Source organism: Synechococcus sp. H55.9 (assembly GCF_047462355.1).
Classification (GTDB): domain Bacteria; phylum Cyanobacteriota; class Cyanobacteriia; order Thermostichales; family Thermostichaceae; genus Thermostichus.
In genome coordinates, this window is the sequence record NZ_JANSJB010000188.1 from 1 (window position 1) to 1,257 (window position 1,257).

Annotated in this window: 1 protein-coding gene; it reads left to right on the forward strand. The window is 65.5% G+C overall.

Going from position 1 to position 1,257, the window contains the following annotated elements:
• A partial coding sequence (locus NW857_RS13010; protein WP_414369210.1) for a vitamin B12 dependent-methionine synthase activation domain-containing protein occupies positions 1-1,135 on the forward strand: 1,135 nt, incomplete at its 5' end.
• Positions 1,136-1,257 lie beyond the last annotated feature (122 nt).

Here is a 1,257-nt window from a genome sequence, read left to right on the forward strand (position 1 = left end):
CTTTATGGATCGGCTGATGCAGGCCAAGGCCGCCGGGCGCTGGGATGACCGGCTGGGTTTTCTGGATGACTTGGAGCTGGGATCCCGCTCTGCCAACGGCCAGGGGAGAGCTGCGGCAGCCGTGGAGGAAATGGATCCCACCCTGCCTCCCCCGGAGACCACTGTGGGTGCTGCTCCTGCCCTTGCGGTCTCGGCTGGCGATGGTGGGGCAGACACCCGTCGTTCCGAGGCGGTTACCCTGGATACCGAGCGGCCCATCCCCCCCTTCTGGGGATCCAAAGTTCTCGCCTCAGATCAGATCCCCTGGCCGGAAGTCTTCTTCTATATCGACAAGCAGGCCCTGGTGGCCGGCCAGTGGCAGATCCGCAAGCCGCGCGACCAGTCGGCGGAGGAGTTTGCCCAGTTTCTCGCCACCCAGGTGGAGCCGGTGATCGAGCGTTGGAAGGAGCGGATCCTGAGCGAAGACCTGCTGCACCCGCAGGTGGTCTATGGCTACTTCCCGGCGCAGGCGGAAGGGAATACGTTAATCCTCTTCGACCCGGCCAGCTTCCCCGAGCTGTTTGCCCTGGAGCCCGGCTCCACCACCTACTTCCAACTGCCCACCGTCGAGCGCCCCCAGCTTTCTCCCCAGGTGCGGGAGCTGGCCCGCTTCACCTTCCCCCGCCAAAAAACCGGCCAGCGCCTCTGCATTGCCGACTTCTTCGCCGATCGCTCCACCGGCCTGGTGGACGTTTTCCCCATGCAGGCAGTTACAGTGGGGCCAGAGGCCACGGCCTACGCCCAGCGCCTGTTTGCCGAAGGCCAGTACACCGACTACCTCTACTTCCACGGCCTGGCCGTCACCCTGGCAGAAGCCTTAGCAGAGTGGTGCCACGCCCGCATCCGACGGGAGCTGGGCTTTGGCGGCGAGGACAGCCCTGACATCCGCCAGATCCTGCACCAGGGCTACCGCGGCTCCCGCTACAGCTTCGGCTATCCTGCCTGCCCCAACATCGCCGATCAGCGGGTTTTGTTGGAGCTGCTCCGGGCCGAGCGCATCGGCCTGACCATGGACGACAGCGACCAGTTGGATCCGGAACAGTCCACCACTGCCATCGTCGCCTACCACCCGGCGGCCCGCTATTTCAATACTTGATCCCTCACCCCCAGCCCCTCTCCCTGAGATCCTCACCCACGGCCTCTCTCCCTGAGGGATCCACCCTCACCCCCAGCCCCTCTCCCTGAGGGATCCACCCTCACCCCCAGCCCCTCTCCCTG